The 17,064-nt window shown below is 46.7% G+C and carries 12 protein-coding genes; 6 read left to right on the forward strand and 6 right to left on the reverse strand.

From position 1 onward, the window contains the following. Window positions 1-60: 60 nt before the first annotated feature. Entirely contained in the window at window positions 61-942 is an 882-nt protein-coding gene (locus tag P9B68_RS05635) for a lytic transglycosylase domain-containing protein (RefSeq protein WP_277668630.1), read from the forward strand. 106 nt (window positions 943-1,048) lie between these two features. On the opposite strand, the gene P9B68_RS05640 is transcribed toward P9B68_RS05635, so the two are convergent. From P9B68_RS05640 to P9B68_RS05655, 4 genes are all read right to left on the reverse strand, one after another. Further along, window positions 1,049-2,947: an NAD(+) synthase gene (locus P9B68_RS05640; RefSeq protein WP_277668652.1), complete on the reverse strand. Its 1,899-nt coding sequence runs from the start codon at window positions 2,945-2,947 to the stop codon at window positions 1,049-1,051. Between the two features lie 82 nt (window positions 2,948-3,029). Continuing rightward, complete coding sequence (locus P9B68_RS05645) at window positions 3,030-4,097, reverse strand: lysylphosphatidylglycerol synthase transmembrane domain-containing protein (RefSeq protein WP_135659538.1); 1,068 nt, start codon at window positions 4,095-4,097, stop codon at window positions 3,030-3,032. A 20-nt stretch (window positions 4,098-4,117) separates the two neighbouring features. Further along, window positions 4,118-5,104, reverse strand: a complete 987-nt coding sequence (locus tag P9B68_RS05650; protein ID WP_243112986.1) for a glycosyltransferase family 2 protein — start codon at window positions 5,102-5,104, stop codon at window positions 4,118-4,120. Window positions 5,105-5,308: 204 nt separating this feature from the next. Beyond that, entirely contained in the window at window positions 5,309-6,970 is a 1,662-nt protein-coding gene (locus P9B68_RS05655; protein ID WP_277668631.1) for a VanW family protein, read from the reverse strand. Between the two features lie 237 nt (window positions 6,971-7,207). On the opposite strand from P9B68_RS05655, the gene P9B68_RS05660 reads away from it, so the two are divergent. Continuing rightward, on the forward strand, window positions 7,208-8,338 hold the full coding sequence (locus P9B68_RS05660; protein ID WP_135659534.1) for an MGDG synthase family glycosyltransferase: 1,131 nt from the start codon (window positions 7,208-7,210) through the stop codon (window positions 8,336-8,338). Between the two features lie 279 nt (window positions 8,339-8,617). Here the strand turns inward: P9B68_RS05660 and P9B68_RS05665 are convergent, their stop codons facing one another. Then, entirely contained in the window at window positions 8,618-9,937 is a 1,320-nt protein-coding gene (locus P9B68_RS05665) for an ABC transporter substrate-binding protein (protein ID WP_135659532.1), read from the reverse strand. Window positions 9,938-10,071: 134 nt separating this feature from the next. After that, a complete protein-coding gene (locus P9B68_RS05670; RefSeq protein ID WP_135659530.1) occupies window positions 10,072-11,118 on the reverse strand; it encodes a LacI family DNA-binding transcriptional regulator in 1,047 nt (348 codons plus the stop codon). A 193-nt stretch (window positions 11,119-11,311) separates the two neighbouring features. On the opposite strand from P9B68_RS05670, the gene P9B68_RS05675 reads away from it, so the two are divergent. The 4 genes from P9B68_RS05675 to P9B68_RS05690 all read left to right on the forward strand — a co-directional run bounded on the left by P9B68_RS05675 (window position 11,312) and on the right by P9B68_RS05690 (window position 17,050). Next, a complete protein-coding gene (locus tag P9B68_RS05675; protein WP_277668632.1) occupies window positions 11,312-13,114 on the forward strand; it encodes a glycoside hydrolase family 125 protein in 1,803 nt (600 codons plus the stop codon). 1 nt (window position 13,115) lies between these two features. Beyond that, on the forward strand, window positions 13,116-15,248 hold the full coding sequence (locus P9B68_RS05680; RefSeq protein ID WP_277668633.1) for a glycosyl hydrolase family 65 domain-containing protein: 2,133 nt from the start codon (window positions 13,116-13,118) through the stop codon (window positions 15,246-15,248). A 4-nt stretch (window positions 15,249-15,252) separates the two neighbouring features. Beyond that, entirely contained in the window at window positions 15,253-16,218 is a 966-nt protein-coding gene (locus P9B68_RS05685) for a carbohydrate ABC transporter permease (protein ID WP_243112984.1), read from the forward strand. Between the two features lie 217 nt (window positions 16,219-16,435). Beyond that, window positions 16,436-17,050 carry a carbohydrate ABC transporter permease gene (locus tag P9B68_RS05690; protein ID WP_277668634.1) on the forward strand — a complete coding sequence of 205 codons (615 nt, stop codon included), beginning with the start codon at window positions 16,436-16,438 and terminating at the stop codon, window positions 17,048-17,050. Window positions 17,051-17,064: the final 14 nt, after the last annotated feature.

Raw genomic sequence — 17,064 nt, forward strand, 5'->3', positions numbered from 1 at the left:
TATCTTCCATTTTTTGTTGAAATACGTTATAATAAGCGTTGTAAAATTCAGAAAAACTTTATGGGGGCGTTTCAGACGAATACTCGTATTGAATCCAATCCTTACCGCCGAATACAGCCTTCAAACCGCAGCAGTACCGGAATAAAAAAAGCCACAGGAACCAGTTTTTCCGGTTTGTTGCAAAACGCGGTGAAAAAAATTGATAATAAGAAACTGGACAGCGGAAGCATGGAAGAAATTTTCCAAACTGCCGCTGAAAAATATAATGTTCCGCTCAACCTTCTGAAAGCGGTGGCAAAAGCCGAATCCGGATTTGACGCCAGCGCAGTTTCACGCTGCGGCGCGCAGGGCGTTATGCAGCTTATGCCGGCAACCGCCAAAGCCCTGGGCGTGGAAGATCCATTGGACGCGGAACAGAATATCATGGGCGGGGCGAAATATCTGAGCGACTTGATTTCCCGCTACGACGGCGACGTAAAGCTTGCGCTTGCCGCATATAACGCGGGCAGCGGCAATGTTGCCAAATACGGCGGCATTCCTCCGTTTAAAGAGACACAGGCATATGTCAAAAAGGTGATGAGCTACGCCGGGGAGGATCTTTCCGCCGAGGACATTTCCAGCCAGACGGATTCCCTGTCCGCCCTAAGCTCCCTGATGGGCTATTCTCCCGCCTATTCCACAGCCGGGTTAAATTCCGTTGGGACAATGAATTCCCTGTCCGCTCTCGGCACATTGTTGCGTGATTCTTCCGCCACCGCAGCGGTGCCCTCCGGTTCACAGGGCGCGAACAGCACAGCGTTTACCTATGACGATTATCTTCTGTTCTTACAGCTATATACCGCACAGCTGCAGATGAACGCCACGCGGTCCATGGCTTCCGCCGCAAGCGTTTCCGATTTATTCTCTTCGGATTCGGGAACCGGTTCGATGTTTTTACTATAATTTATTACGCCGCCTGCTTTTCACAGGCGGCGTTTTCCTATTTGTCCTTTAAATCCCCTTTCCGGATGGCAAAACCGTCCGAAAAGGGGATTTCATTTTTACAAAATTATAGCGCTTCAATCTCGCTCAGCCAGAGCCTTGCGGAAGCGTCGCTCGGCATACGCCAGTCCCCGCGCGGGGAGAGCGTAACGCTACCGACCTTCGGGCCGTCCGGCAGGCAGGAACGCTTAAACTGCTGCGCGAAAAAGCGGCGGTAGAAAATTGTCATCCATTTTTTGATAGTCGCGTCGTCGTATGTTCCCGCAAAAGCGCTCTGTGCCATATGGAAAATCTTTGTCGGCGTAAAGCCGAAACGAAGCATGTAATACAGGAAAAAGTCGTGCAGTTCATACGGGCCTACAATATTTTCCGTTTTCTGCGCAATCATTCCGTCCACCGGGGGCAGAAGCTCGGGGCTGACCGGCGTGTCAAGGACATCCTTGAGCAAATCACAAATCTCCCCGCCGGTTTTTACGGCGGCATGGTGCACCAGATGGCGAACCAGCGTTTTCGGAATCGAACCGTTTACGCCATACATGGACATATGGTCGCCGTTAAAGGTTGCCCAGCCAAGCGCAAGCTCGGAAAGGTCGCCGGTGCCAATTACAAGCCCGCCGTACTGGTTGGAAAGATCCATTAAAATCTGCGTGCGTTCGCGCGCCTGGGAATTTTCGTATGTTACATCGTGGATTTCGGGGTCATGCCCGATATCCTTAAAGTGCTGGGTAACGGAAGCCCCGATGGGGATTTCCTTCAAGGTCACGCCAAAAAGCTCGGAAAGGCGCTGGGCGTTGCTCTTTGTGCGGCCGGTTGTGCCGAAGCCCGGCATGGTAACCGCCACGATGCCTTTGCGGTCAAGGTGCAGAAGATCGAACGCACGCACCGTGACAATCAGCGCAAGCGTGGAATCCAACCCGCCGGAAACGCCGATGACCGCGTACTTTAAGCCTGTGTGCTTCAGCCTTGTTTTTAAGCCGTTCGCCTGCATATTCAAAATCATTTCGCAGCGCTCGCTCAAATCCTTCGCATCGGCGGGTACGAAGGGCAGCGGCGGGAATTTGCGCTCAATCCGGATAGAAGGGATCTCCATCGTGAACCGGATTTCATGAGCCTGTCCGGCATTTTTCCAGGAGGTTGTGCGCAGGCGTTCCTGCACCATGCGCTGTAAATCCACGTCGGCAACGGTCAAACCCGTTGTAAAAGGCGCTGCTTCCGCCAGAAGAGTCCCGTTTTCAGCAATGATATCATGCCCGGCAAACACAAAATCGGTGGAGGATTCGCCCTCGCCTGCGTCGGCATACACGTAAGCCGCCAAAAGCCGGGCGGACTGCCCCATGACAAGGCTCCGGCGGTACTGCGCCTTGCCGATCACCTCGTCGCTTGCCGACGGGTTCAGCAAAAGGGTCGCGCCGTACTGCGCCAGCCGCGAGGACGGCGGGTCAGGAATCCACAAATCCTCGCAGATTTCCACCCCGGCAACCAATTCCGGCATATTGTTGCAGCGAAAAATCAGGCTGTTTCCAAGCGGGACGGTTTCCCCGCAGAAACGGATTTCCTGATATTCGGGAGCGGGCGTAAAATGCCGCGCTTCGTAAAATTCGCTGTAATTGGGAATGCTGGATTTCGCCGCAAGCCCCAGAAGTTTCCCGCGGCAGATCACCGCGGCGGCATTGTATAGATCCGCGCCGTACGGGACCGGAAGGCCGATAACGGCGAGCAGATCCATATCCCGGCTCTGTTCCAGAATTTCCGAAAGCGCCGTTTCCGCCGCTGAAATCAGCGTGCGGTCGCGGAACAAATCGCCGCAGGTATAACCCGTCAGGCAAAGCTCCGGAAAAGCCACCGCGCCAACGCCCCTTTTGACGCACTGGCGCATCAGGTCAAGAATTGCGTATTTATTACTTTGACAATCGGCAACCCGAATGGCCGGCGTCGCCGCGGCCACCCGGAAAAATCCGTCGTTCATTTTTGGCGGCATCTTATAAAGGATGCCTTCCCCCTCCCGTTCATTTGGTTTCAATCCGGCTGCATAGCCCATACCGGCGTTTTCAGCCCCACGGCTTCATGGCGCTTAGCCGGAAGCCCGGATGCCGTTTCTGCGCCTTGTGTTCCAGAAGGGCGAAATACGAACCGACGATAATACACGAATAATACGTGATGAAGCGCCAAAGCAGCATGGCCTGGCGAATCACATTCGGCTGGAAAAAGATCTGGAACAGCATAAGGAAACTGCCTTCCGCCGCGCCGGCCGCGCCGGGAAGCGGCGTATACGCGGAAATCATGGTGACGAAGCTCTGCGCCGCGACCATATCCACAAACGGAGCTCCCGGATTATGAAACGCCTTGTAAATAAAAAAAGGCACGGCAAAGACGGCAGTGAGCTCCGTTACGGTGTAACCGTAAATCCGGGCTTTCATCAGCCGGTCTCCCTGCATAAGCTTATTATTTTTCAAATAGAACGCTAGTTGATCCTTTACCTTTTCACCGGTTTCTTCCGGCTTTTTTACGATACGGAGCTTCGTCAGCAGCTTTACGCAGCCTTCGATCAATTTCGTCGTAAAACGGGGGCTGTGCGCAAATAAAAACAGCAACACAACCACAGCCGACTGATAAAGAAACCCGACAACAGCCAGCGCCATAAAGCCCTTCATCCGGCTACGGAAAAAGGAATATTTTATAAGAATAACAAACAGGGAATAGCCTGCAATCGCGGTTTGGTAAACCAGATATTTCCGGACAAGGGCGGAAAGAGCGATCCCGGTGGACACCCCCTGCCTAGTCAGGGTTAAAAACTGCATCGGCTGGCCCGCAACCGCAAAGGGCGTAATCGAATTGAAGTACTGTCCCACCATGGTAACCTTGAAAGCATGGCGGAATTCATAATCCGCTTCATATGCCGCGCAAATCAGGCATCTTGTAACAAGACTGTCCATCAGCCAGGAAAGTACAACGCATCCCGCACCCATGGACAGCCAGAAAAAATTCAGGCCATGAAGGCTGTTGAGGAGAATCATTAGGTTATGATCCGAAATACAAAAATAAACAAGCAATCCAAGGGTAAGTGCAAACAGCACAATATGAATCATCTTTGATTTCCTGCTTTTCTGTTCGTTCATAAGCCCTATCTCCTATGCGCCTAACGGGTTGAGTAATCCTTTTCAAGCTTTTCAGGCGCATTCACTACGTCGGGCAGCTCGCTGAACATGGTCGTCGGGCTGAACTCATCCGCAGAATAGTGTTTAATCGCGCGCGACACGCGCTTCATATTTGTCATGCACCCTCGCATACATTTTTTCTCATTATGCAGCTTTAATACATACAAATAGCAGCAGGCGCATGTTTTTCTTGTAAGGGCAAGGTAACTCTTCTTATATTTTTCGTACAGACCGTTTCGCTCAAGCGAAATGCGGACCATGGCAACCGCCCGGATAAAGTCGTTGATTTTGTCCGCATTCATGGTTGCAAGCGTACTTGCGGGATGTTGGTTATAATAATAAAGAGGGCGGTCGATTACCGCCACGCGGTCGGCGTGGGCAAAGATCTTATGCGCAATCGCCATATCCTCAAAGCACATGGTCGGAAATTTAATATCGTAATCCGTAAACAGCCTGCGCTTGTAAATTTTGTTCCACATCAGGCTTTGAATCTGAACATCGCGCAGCAACTTGTTCATCGCCTTCGTGCGGTCGAAAACGCCGTGGCAGCGGAACGGATATTCAAATAGGAAATCATTTTCCACGAAATGGAAATAATAATAGCAGCAGGCGATGTCGCTGCCCGTTTCCACACAGGCATTGTAAAGCTCCTCCAAATAGGTGGGCGCCACATAATCGTCGCTGTCAACAAAACAAATATATTCCCCGCGCGCAACCGCCAAGCCCGCGTTGCGCGCCTGGGACATGCCGCAGTTTTTCTGGTTAATCACCGTTATATTACTATATCTTTCCTGAAAATGAAGAAGAATGGAAAGGGAATCGTCCTTGGAACCATCGTTCACAGCAATAATTTCAAAATCCGTAAATGTTTGGCTAATCAAAGAGGCAAGACACTTTCCGATGTATTTTTCCACATTATAGACCGGTATGATTATGCTGATCTTTGGGGCATTTTCATTTGCAGCCAAATAGCTCATCCTTTCCTGGTCAGCGGCCAAATGAAAGAGCCGCCATGTTTTATTGCATCGTTTCTAAAAAAAGAAAGCGGCGAAGTTTAAAAATACCGGGTCCTAAAGATGCCCCGCCGCATTTATTTCATTTTTGCAGATATAAGACAAAAAGTCAAGTCCAATTTAAAACAGGGTGCAGCTTTAGCCGCACCCTCGTATTATTTAATCGGGAATAACCACATTGTTTTCATCGGAATTGGAATTTCCGGGATCGGGCTGACCGGCTGTGTCACTCTGCTGAGAACTCGAGTCTCCGGCCGACGTCTGGCTTCCGGGCTTGGAAGACGAACCGTCCGGACTGGACGAAGAAGGCTTGGAGCTATTTTCCTGCGGTTTAGAGGACGGCTTTGCGGACGAACTGGAGTTTCCGGCCGACGACACGATTCCGTTGACGGACGTTCCCGGCCCGATGGAATAGAATGCGGGCAGCGCCTTATAATAAGAAGACGGCAGGTTTTCTGTTTTCACAACAACGCCGTTTTTATAGAAAACCCTCTTTGCTATCGCGCGCGCGCCATCGCGGGCTTTGGAATCCAGCCGAATCTGGCCTTTCGCTAGTGTTTTGTCAACCGTATATTTCGGCGCAGCGGGGGCGGGAATCGTTTCTGTCTTTTGCGAAACAACCTCAATCCGGTCGTAGTCCGGGGACTGGTACCCGTAAAAAGTTACGGTCAGCACTTTGCCCTTGCTGCTGGTAACGATATAAACCGGATAATCCGTCGGGTTCTGAAATTTAAAATCCAGATCGGGGTAGCTTACCGCGGCGTCTTGCCCAATAGGGCAGTACGTTGACTGAATTGTATGGTTCGAACGCTGGGTAATCTTCATGTTGGAGCGGATCGCGGCACCATAAACGGTTGTGGACGCCTGGCAGATTCCGCCGCCGTAGGCTTTTACAAAGCGGCCGTTTAAAATCGCGCCGGCTTCCAGAAAGCCGTTGGCTTTATTGGAATTTCCCACAACGCGATGGAATGAAAATGTGCCGTGCGCCGGAATACAGGTCCCGTTTATTTTGGAAAGCGCAAGCTTCATATTATGCGTTCCCGCTGCGTTATTAGTGGAAACGGTGCTGTATGTACCCAGTTTCTGCAGATGGCTTTTTATATCCTCAATCGATTTCTTAAACGGAATCTTTTTTACCGGCACCTGAACTGTTCCCGATCCGGAGCTTTCCGCAATTTTCAGCACATCGGAATACAGTTGATCCATATCCACGGAAATTCCTTCATTTCCATCGGCGAAACGGAACTGCTCTGTGACCGCATTAAAGGAAACAATCGTTGGGTCGGCCGGATCGCGGTTTATCTTGCCCGCTATTTCCTGCAGCTTTGTTTTCAGGCTGCTGCTGTCCAGCATACTGTCCAATTGAAAATCCTTCGGTTTTTTTTGCAGCGCAAGAACCTGCTGATAGCGTTCCTCCCGATCTCCGGAACGGGCGTAGGAATAGGCCTCTTTCAGCACGGAATCCGCATTAAATTGGAATTTCAGGTCTTTTTCCGTCAGATTCCAAGATTTCCCGCCGTAAGTTAGTTCAATATTATATTTTGGGCGCAGATTCGGCTCCGCCGCCTGCACGGCTGCTTTTGCCTGCTCCATGGTTTTTCCGCCTAAAGCAACTCCGGCAACGCGGATTCCATGGTAAAAAGTGTCAATGTCAATTACCGAAGCGATTTGCTTTTGATGCTGATACTCATTATATAGCTGTTTGCCGAACAAAGCTCCTCCCGCGCCCAACAGGATTACGGCGGTGATCGCCATAGCGGCAATATGTTTCTTCCGTTTCGGCGCTCTGGAGGAGATCTCGCTCATTTTTGCTTCGGTCATACAGGAGCCTCCCAAATAATAGTGTATTCGTATAATAATTGGTATGAGATTCTGGTATATTATATATCTCAATAAGGGAAAAGTAAAGTTACAGCTTTGAAAAGGAATGCGCGGCCGCGCGGAACCTCACGCTTTCCCCTTTGGAATTTTCTATAGTATCTTTTTTAATTATATGTTATAATACACAATATTAAGTATTATAATTGCCAAAAAAACTCTGATTTAAGGAGGATGGGCGTGAAGATATTAATTCTTTCGGCCGCGACGGGCGGCGGGCACCTTCGGGCTTCCCACGCCATTGAAAAATACATTACCGAAAATTCAACCGGCAACGAGGTTGTTGTGGTGGATGCCTTGAAAAGCATCAACGCCGTATTGGACAAAACCGTTTGCGAGGGCTACCATTTCCTTGCCACCAAAACGCCGAAGGTTTTCGGGCAGCTATACCGGAAATCCAACGAGGAAAGCCTGCTTTCCAATCTGGTTACAAGGTTTACTAGTGTATTCAGCCAAAAACTGGTTCCCCTTATGGAGGAGCAGAATCCAGATATCGTTCTTTCCACCCACCCGTTCGCAACAGAGATGATCTCCCATTTAAAGAAAAAGGGAATCGTAACTGTCCCGCTGATCTGTCTTATGACGGACTACGGCCCGCACCGCGCATGGATTGCCGACCATGTCGACGCATATATTGTTTCAACAAAGGATATGATCCCCGAAATGAACGCGATGGGCGTTCCGACGGAAAAAATTTATCCTTTTGGCATCCCGGTGGGCGATGTGTTTTACAGCAAAGGGGACAAACCCGCGCTCCTGAAAAAATTCGGCATGGACGTGGGCGTTCCGACCATCCTGATTATGGCGGGAAGCTTCGGCGTTACCAATATAATGAAAATATATAAAACCTTGATTGAGCTTCCAATCGATTTTCAGGTCATCGTAATCACCGGGAAAAACCAGAAGCTGTTTGAAGCGTTTACCCCGGTTGTAGGCCAAAGTCCCAAGAAAACCAAGCTGGTCTATTTTACCGATGAGGTAGAAAATTATATGCACGCGTCAGATTTGATTATTACAAAGCCGGGCGGCCTGACCGTATCGGAGGCGCTCGCGTGCAACATTCCGCTCGCGGTGTTCGACGCGATCCCGGGGCAGGAGGAGGACAACGCGAATTTCTTGCTTTCCCACGGTATGGCGGTCAAACTGGAAAAGGGTGTCGACCCGGGCAAAACCATCCTTTCGCTTCTGGAAGACAACAAGCGTTTGGAAGAAATGCGTTCTTCTTGCGAAAGCTTCGACAAATCCGAATCAGGGAAAAACATTTTCTCGCTGATAAACGAACTGTGCGCGAAAAACCGAAAAGAAGCATAAAAAAGCGGGCCGCCCGGATGTTCGATCCGGGCGGCTTTGTTAAGGAATGCGGGTAACTGGACTTAAACCCCTATGTAGTGATTTTTTGCAAAAAAGAAAGCAAGGGGTACTTATGCTTTTTTAAAAAACTGTCAAAAAGCAACTGATTACCAAGGTTATGTAAACGAGTTACCACACTTGGAAGTGACTCCCATATGTAATGAGAATTTTTGAGAATGTGCTCAAGAACCGCTTCAATTGTTCCTGATTGAAGAAATATTCTGAAAATTCGATAGAAACTTATTTCGATAAATTAATCGTATTTTGACACTCGGCCTGCATATCTTTTAGTGCCTGTGCTGGCGTTACAGTACCCGCTGCAGCAGCATTTAAATGTTTTCCGACAATATCCTGAAGTTCCGCATATTGCGAAATAACTGGAGGCGTTACAAGATAATCCAGGCTTTTAAAAACAGCTTGACGATTTGCCGGAGGTGTTTTGGATGTATATTGTGCAATGATGGATTTGTCATTGATGGGCGGCAATTCCCACCCTGCATCTAAACGTATCTGAGTAGCCTCTTTGCTTGATGAAATAAAGGCAATAAATTTTGCAGCCTCATCAGCTACCTTACTATCTTTTTTTATAACATAACCGTTCGAAAAAAAGTGCGTGGCTTTTTGTTTATGGCCCGGTTCTACGGCAACATCCCAATTAAAATTACAATCGCGTACGAAATCCGGGAAAACCCAACAGCCGGTAACAATCATGCCCAGACGTCCGGATTTAAAAAGATCCCAATCAGCGTTAGGCACGCGCTCAAGTTGTGTAGGAGTAGGCATTACGTTACTTTTGTTCTGCATGTCTACCATATACTGCAAAGCTTCCACATTAGCCGGAGTATCCATTGTGAACGATTTTCCGTCAGCGCTGATCAAGCTCCCGCCGTTTTGTTTGGAAACTTTGTAAAATTCGTTGTAGGAAAGCGGATGATAATAGCCATAAATATCTTTCCCAAGCGCGCGTATTTTTTTTGCGGCATTCATGGCATCTTCCCATGTCCAATCATCGGTTGGATAGGCTACTTTCGCTTTGTCAAACAAATCCTTATTATAGATCAGCAACACGGTGGAAAAGCTGTCCGGAACGCCGTATTGTTTACCGTCAGCGTTGAATGCTTTCAGGGCTGTCTGGTTATATGCGGAAGTATCAATGCCCTGTGACTTAATGATGTCGTCAAGCGGCATCAAAGCGCCTTTTTTCGCATAAGGAACAAAATTTTCATAATTCAGTTCAAACACATCCGCAGCCTTTCCGCCTGCCACCTTGGTTGTCAGTTGGGTGAAATAGTCATTATAGCCATAGGACTGCATTTTGATGGTGACATTCGGATGTATCTTTTTGTAGGCGTCAATCATTTTTTGCAGATACTTTTCATTGTCACCAGATCCGGAAAATTGGTCAAATGTAATGAGAACCGGTTTGGTGGATGCGGAATCTGCGCTGTTCGGTGCGGTACCTGACTGCGCCGTCGTATTGGAAGCGGGCGTGGTAGAGCAAGCACTGACAGTAAGCATCATGATCAAAATAAGGCTCACAATGGATAATCGTTTTTTCATGGTAATTCCTCCCAATCTTATTTATGTTAATTTTTAGGTGCCTTAATTTGCAATATATAATAATTGAAAGGGGCGGCAATCGCTGTTTGCGCTTTCAAAAAGGTTACACATGCTTTGCCGGCGCTGTAACCTTTTTATATTGCCTCCTTCTCCGCAGGGCTGTTCAAAAACTTTACGGAACCACGTTCTACGATGTTCACCGGCATGATTTCCTCTTGCTTTGTAAGTTTTGGATTTTGAATACTGTTAAACAGTAACTCCATAGCCCGCTCACCCTTACGGGATATATCTTGATGTACGGTGGTTAACCCAGGCGTCAAATACTTTGTAATTTGCAGATCATCGAATCCGATGATAGAAATATCGTCCGGTACATGAATCCCATGTTCATAAAAGGCTTTCATTGCACTAATTGCGAGAATATCAGCTGTTGCTACCACAGCCGTAGCTTTTATATTCGACTTACATAATGCTTCCGCAAGTTTCACACCATCTTCATAGTCGATTTTTCCTTCAAATACATTTCGGTCGCTAAAGGTAAGCCCATACTCCTCTAACGCCTCACGATAACCTTGCAAGCGCTGCTTCATAACACCGTTTTCTTTTATCTCACCGCAAAAAAATGCAATATTGCGGTGACCATGGTCAATCATATATTTTGTAGCGAGATAACTGCCATAGGCATCGTCAATACGAATACTGTGGTAATAATGGTCATTGCAGTAACTATCGACCAACACAATTGGAATTTGGGACTTCTTCATTTCCTGATAAAAACTGTTAGGATATATCCCAATTACGATGATACCATCAAGATTGCGCTCTTTGGCAAGCGTCAAATAGTTTTCGTTGGTATCTGACGCTGAAATCAAGACATGATAGCCCTGCAATCGCGCACGGTACTCGATACTGCCTAAAATTTCACTATAAAAATTATTCTCAAACATCAGACGGTCGCCTTTTTCCGTCTGTGGTACTACCACACCAATCAGTTTCGAATCACCGGCAATCAGGCTGCGAGCGGATAAATCAGGCACATAGTCAAGTTCAGAGATTACACTCCAAACACGTTGTTTTGTGTCCTCGGAAATGGATTTTTTATTGTTAAGTACATAGGATACTGTAGCGGGAGAGACCCCCGCTTTTCGGGCCACTTCTTTAATTGTTACTTTTTTTTTCATAAATTCATTCGCTCCGTTTAATCGATTAAACATTTAATAATTCTATAATAGTCGCTAAAACAGGCAAAGTCAAGTAATTTATTATAAAAAAATTCAACACACGTAAAAACTATTGACATATTATTATTTTAGAGATATATTTTATGTGCAATTCATTTGAAACGATTAAACAAATAAGAAAGGATTCGATCTGATGCATGAAAAGAATATGACCGTCGGGAATCAAATGGTTTCTCTACCACAGATTCAGGGAACAACAGCCGGAATACAGGATTTGACCTTTTTACACATGGGATACAAGGGCTTGATTGATATTCGAGGGGATGAAAACGAGCCACTTATCCATCCTTTTTTACAGATAGGCAATACGCAAATTCCATTTACGTCCCTTGTGTGGAACCGGTTGGGAAATTGGATTCCATGTTTTACTTTCCAGACAAAGGGGTTGACTTTACGCGGAATTATTCTCACGCCCGTGGAAGAGCGCGGCTTTTTAGTAAGGCTTGAAATTACCAATTGTTCGTCAGAATCAGTAAATTTTACATATGGTTTATGCGGGCGATGGGCGTCAAGCTGGCACTGCGTTAATGAGGACAAAATGCTTAGCGGAGAAAAACATTGTTATCAAAGCAAGTGGAATAATGGCATTGTATTTGATATGCGTTGTGGAACGCCAATGTTTGCTTTTGCGCCTATGGCGGATAAAAAGTGCAGATTAACCTTTGAAACAACGAAAGACATCGTCGATTACCGTTTGGCTCGATCGGAATCACTAGCGCCGGGGCAAAATTGTTCATTGACAGTATATTGGGGACTCGGCTTTGAGGAAGTGGCCGCTGTAACCAGCGCGAAAGAAATGTTGCGTCAGGGCTATGATTACGAATTAAGCCGGACTCTAAACTGGCTTGATGAACGCGCATTGAAGTTTAAAGACGAAAAACTTACCAGACTATACAACATAAACTTGTTTTTTTGTATTTTCTTTTCTACAGGCATTACGTTAGATACAGAAGAATTGGTGCTTGTCACTAGCCGTAGCCCACGCTATTACGTAAGTGCGGCCTATTGGGATCGCGACAGCCTATTGTGGAGTTTTCCCGCAATTTTGGACGCCGACCACAACCTGGCGCACGACATGCTATTATATGTTTTTGGCCGCCAGCGAAAAAATTTTGGGATCCATTCACGATACATAGACGGCACTATGCTGGAACCCGGCTTTGAACTCGATGAGCTGATGGCACCAGTACTTGCGCTCGAACGGTATGTGGATTCGACAGGTGACCAGAGCTTATTAAACGAACACGATGTAAGAGATGGAGTCAGCAGAATTCTAAATTGTCTGAAAAAGCACCGGCATACAGCCGTGGCTTTGTACAATACGTTTCTGCAACCTACGGATGACGAACATGTCTATCCATATCTCACATATGACAATGTTTTGGTTTGGAAAGGATTACGCGCGTTAGCACACTTGTATCCCGAATATAGCGAGTTGGAACAAACTGCCCAGAAAATCAAATCGGCAATTGAGACGCATTGTGTCAAAGAGGAAAACGGAAAACGTTTTTATGCGTGGTCGGTAGATCTAAACGGCAATTATGACATCTATGATGAACCGCCGGGCAGTTTGCAGCTCCTTCCGTATATCGGATTCTGTGCGGTAAACGATGAAGTTTATCGGAATACCATCCGCATGATACGCTCTCCCCAATATCCGTACAGCTTTTCTGAAAGCCGGTTTGCGGAAATAGGATGCCCTCATGCGCCGCACCCGTGGATTCTCAGCGTCGCGAACAGTCTTCTATGTGGACGTGTAGAACACTGCGCAAAATTTCTGCATGATGCCCAAATGGACGATTTGATCGCTTGTGAAAGTGTGGATGAAAATACCGGCAAATGCACAACTGGCGCAGCCTTTGCAACATGCGCGGGATTTTTATGTCATGCCATGAAGGAAAGTAAGGAAGGATTGGATCAGGTCTATGAGGAGTGATGTGAAGCTTGACAAATGGAGCATATCAGCGGAAAGCAAAGGCTGGGCGGATGATTTTCTGGAAAGCGTTTTTTTTACCGGAAATGGCCGAATGGGTGCACGCGGCTATCTTACCTTTGAGCCTTATCCGCGGCCGGAAAAAACCGGGCTGTTTATTGCCGGAATATTTGGTGAATTGAAATTAGGGATTACGGATTTTGTGAATTTGCCCACTCCGCTTTACGCGTGGGTAAACATAGACGGACACAGAGCAGGCGAGGATGATGTGTATGTCTATCGCACGCTTAATTTACACAATGGACTGTTTACGGGGGAATACATACTCCATTGTGCCGGGAAATCTCTTCAAATACGCGAAGAACGTTTTTTTTCGCTATCCAATACAGGATTACTGGTACAGAGGGTCACATTGACGCCATGTGAAGAAATGGATTTGGAACTTTTCTGCGGAGTCCATACGGATTGCTGCAACCTTCCAGTTCCAGATGACCAGACACAAAAAAACACGCAAACCGTACAGCTAACGGAAGTAAGGCAAAAGAGTTTTTCTGATAATGGCTTTACGGTACATTTGGTTACCAATGGTACTGAAATTAAAATCAGCGAAAACATTACATATCATATGGAGAATCTACGGTGCCGCGGTACTTTTGAAAATGATATAGGTACAGGGTTCGTTTTTGCCGGATCGGGATCCGCACCTTTTGTGATAGAGCAATGCGTATTTTTGCCGACCAGTCGTGACAAAGACCCTCGTATACATGAAGTAGGCTCAAATTGGAATTTTGATACGCTTTTACGGGAGAGTGAATCGGCATGGTCGCAGCGCTGGCAATCAGCAAATATTCAAATCGAGGGTGACAGGCAAGCAGACTCCGCTTTGCGTTATACAGTCTTTGAATTGATTGCCAACAATTCAGCAAAAGACTCTTCGGTAAGTATCGGCGCCCGCGGCCTGACCCATACCCGGTACAAGGGATGCTATTTTTGGGACACCGAGATATTTATAATGCCGTTCTACCTTTATACGGCTCCAGAAGCGGCTCGAAATCTAATGCAGTACCGCACGGATGCGCTGCCACAGGCGAAAAAGCATGCTCAAGAGATGAACTGCCTTGGGGCGCGTTACCCTTGGATGGCCTCTTATGATGGAAGTGAACAATGCGAGAGTTGGGATATTGGCGCTTCGGAGCTTCATGTGACGGCAGATGTCGTACACGCGCTCAACCAATATGTGCAAACGACAGGAGATGAGGAATTTTACCTACATGAAGCGGCAAAAGTTTATATTGAGGCGGCGCGATTCTGGCAGAGCCGTTATACGCCGGAACCCGGGACCGAAAAAGTCAACTTACTTTTCTGTAAAGGGCCAGACGAATACTGCGGCATCACCAGCAACAATCTGTATACCAACGTGCTTGTAAAAGAAAATTTGAAACTTGCCCAGGATGCAGCGGATTATCTTTACCAATATGACAGGCCCGCCTATCTTCGCCTTGGAATCACGGCGGAAGAAGTGGAATGTTGGAGCACGCTGGAACATTCCATCAAGTTACCCAAAGACCCGGTTTCAGGACATTGGCGGCAGGACGACACCTTCCATCTGCTGGAGCCAATTCGAATTTCCGATTTAAAGCAGGGGGATACAGCCAGTTACAACTGTGTTTGCTTTGATCGCCTTCAACGATATCGGGTCATCAAGCAAGCAGATGTGTTGCTGTTGATGACCCGTCTGCCAAACATGTTTACATCCGAAGAAAAACTGGCCGCGTGGAAGGACTTTGAACCGTTGTGCCTCCATGATTCAACGCTGAGCTTTGCCTCGCACGCGCTGTTTGCGGCGCAGAACGGCCTTATGGACGCAGCACAGTACTACTTCAAGAAAGCCGCTTTTCTGGATCTTCGTGATGTAATGGAAAATACAGGGACAGAGGGGCTGCATCTTGCCTGCCTTGGGGAAACTTGGCAAGCGGCGGTCATTGGTTTTGGCGGTTTGACTTTTCAAAACGGGGTGCCCGAATTAAAGCCTCACTTACCGCCGGACTGGAAAAGCATGCGGTTTCGCTTTTTTTACCGCGGTAAGCAGTATGAAGCTGATCTTAGGCAGGATCACAATTCGCTTCGGGAAGTTTAGTGCAATGAAGAAAGCACGACATAATTCAAAAGGCTTAGGAGAAATTGTTATGAAGCATTCGCGTACATCCGGATTTCGCGTGGCATTACCGTTCCTGCTTCCCAGCCTCGTAGGATTTTTGGGTTTCAGCGTTCTACCGATAATCGCCACTTTGTTTATCAGCATGACAAACTGGGACGGTCTAAGCCAGTTGACATTAGCAAGTGATTTTCAGGGTTTCATGAAAGATTATTTTGTTGGTTTGCAAAATTATAAAGAAATTTTCAGTAACGCTGAGCTTTATCAGGTGTTGTCGAACACTCTAAAGTTTGTGGTACTTTATATTCCGCTTATGCTTTTGGTATCACTCTGCGTTGCTGGTATTTTGAACAGTAAAGCACATGGGGTAGGTTTTTTCCGTGTGGTTTATTATATCCCCGTAATTACCTCATGGGTGGCGGGTTCTTTAATTTGGAAATGGGTACTGAACCCTCAATACGGGATTTTAAATTCCATGTTGTCGTCCCTGGGTATACACGGCCCTCAATGGTTACAAAGTCCTCAATGGGCCATGCCGGCAATTGTATTGGCTTCCATATGGAAAGATATGGGCTATTTCGGCTTAATGCTGCTATCTGGCCTACAGGGAATTAATCACGAATATTACGAAGCGGCGGCGATTGATGGCGCCAATAATGTTGTACGTTTTTTTAAAATTACATTACCGCTTTTAACGCCGACAATTTTCTTCGTACTAATTATCAGCCTAATTAATTCTTTTCAGATTTTCCCCCAGGTCATGATTATGACGCCGGACGGTGGACCGGGCGGTTCTACGATGGTTATGGTAGAACGCATTTACAAGCACGGTTTTACCTATTACGAAATGGGCATCGCATCTGCTTTAAGCTGGATCTTGTTTGTTATTATTATGGTTTTGACTTTCGTACAAATGAAATTACAAAACAAGTGGGTGAACTATGATGACTAACTCAATAAGGAAAAAACGGATAGCCTTTAGAATATTGTATTATCTATTTGCGTTATTGATTGCTGTTGTGGTATGCATTCCATTCTTCTGGATGATCGTGACTTCTTTAAAAAGCCGAGGGGCTTTGATGCTTTTGCCAGTAGAATGGATCCCTCAAAATCCCACACTAGAGGCGTACTATAAATTATTTACTATCCCAAATTTCGGAACTTCAATCATGAACAGCTTTTATATCGCGATCGTTTGTACTGCGTTGCGTTTGCTGTGCGCAGCCATGGCGGCTTTTGCTCTGACAAAAATCAAGTTTCATGGAAGAGGGGTGATTTTTGGTCTGTATATTACCGCCTTGATGATTCCCGCGCAAACCACGTTTATTCCGCTGTTTATTATAATGAATAAACTGAATCTATTGAATAACCTCAATGCGTTTTTGCTTTTACAGATGTTTAACGCATTTGCGATTTTCATGTTACGACAAAAGATGTTGACCATCAACGATGCTTATATTGAAGCGGCAACGATTGACGGTGCCAGTATGTGGCGCGTATTTTTTCAGATCATTCTTCCCCTGTGCTCCGGTACCCTGGCCATACTTACAATTTTGTCATTTATGGATTTATGGAATGATTATTTACTGCCTCTGGTTCTTCTTACTGACCGCACAAAATATACACTTCCGCTTATTTTAAATTCCATGCAGGGTCAGTACAGCAACCAGTACAATCTGATGATGGCGGGAAGCCTTATTTCGATCATTCCGATCTTGATCGTGTATATCTGCGCGCAAAAATACTTTAAGGAAGGATTGACGGTCGGCGGTGTAAAAGGCTGACCAGGAAAACCAGC

It is taken from the genome of Caproiciproducens galactitolivorans (assembly GCF_029266045.1).
In the GTDB taxonomy this organism is placed as follows: domain Bacteria; phylum Bacillota; class Clostridia; order Oscillospirales; family Acutalibacteraceae; genus Caproiciproducens; species Caproiciproducens galactitolivorans.

Coding starts and splice junctions, on each gene's coding strand:
- P9B68_RS05635 (WP_277668630.1), top strand. CDS start 61: ATGGGGGCGTTTCAGACGAATACTCGTATTGAATCCAATCCTTACCGC.
- P9B68_RS05640 (WP_277668652.1), bottom strand. CDS start 2,947: ATGAACGACGGATTTTTCCGGGTGGCCGCGGCGACGCCGGCCATTCGG.
- P9B68_RS05645 (WP_135659538.1), bottom strand. CDS start 4,097: ATGAACGAACAGAAAAGCAGGAAATCAAAGATGATTCATATTGTGCTG.
- P9B68_RS05655 (WP_277668631.1), bottom strand. CDS start 6,970: ATGACCGAAGCAAAAATGAGCGAGATCTCCTCCAGAGCGCCGAAACGG.
- P9B68_RS05665 (WP_135659532.1), bottom strand. CDS start 9,937: ATGAAAAAACGATTATCCATTGTGAGCCTTATTTTGATCATGATGCTT.
- P9B68_RS05670 (WP_135659530.1), bottom strand. CDS start 11,118: ATGAAAAAAAAAGTAACAATTAAAGAAGTGGCCCGAAAAGCGGGGGTC.
- P9B68_RS05675 (WP_277668632.1), top strand. CDS start 11,312: ATGCATGAAAAGAATATGACCGTCGGGAATCAAATGGTTTCTCTACCA.
- P9B68_RS05685 (WP_243112984.1), top strand. CDS start 15,253: ATGAAGAAAGCACGACATAATTCAAAAGGCTTAGGAGAAATTGTTATG.
- P9B68_RS05690 (WP_277668634.1), top strand. CDS start 16,436: ATGAACAGCTTTTATATCGCGATCGTTTGTACTGCGTTGCGTTTGCTG.